At 67.7% G+C, this 322-nt stretch carries 1 protein-coding gene; it reads left to right on the top strand.

Going from position 1 to position 322, the window contains the following annotated elements; genetic code table 11:
* A partial coding sequence (locus tag NPS47_RS25515) for a hypothetical protein (RefSeq protein ID WP_274297456.1) occupies nucleotides 1-322 on the top strand: 322 nt, incomplete at both ends.

The following is a 322-nucleotide window of genomic DNA, read 5'->3' as shown; positions in this document are numbered from 1 at the left end:
TGCTCAGGCCTACCAGAAGCAACTGGTCGCCACCGACGCCTACCAGCGGATCATGGGCAAATACGGCACCAGTGGTGATTACCAACGTGTCACCCAGGCGGTGACGGCTGCCTTGCAGGGCTTGGCCGGTGGCGATATCGGCTCGGCGTTGGCTGGGGCTTCGGCGCCGTATCTGGCACAGCTCATCAAAAAGTCCACGGGCGACAACGCCGCCCTCAATGTCATGGCTCACGCCGTGCTGGGGGCTGTGGTCGCCCAGGCCCAGGGCAACTCGGCCGCTGCGGGTGCCGCCGGTGCCGCCGGAGGCGAGCTGGTGGCGCGC

Source organism: Pseudomonas putida (genome assembly GCF_028682475.1).
GTDB lineage: Bacteria > Pseudomonadota > Gammaproteobacteria > Pseudomonadales > Pseudomonadaceae > Aquipseudomonas > Aquipseudomonas putida_AG.
The sequence above is the reverse complement of the archived record's forward strand: the minus strand, read 5'-3'. Positions and strand labels throughout refer to the sequence as shown.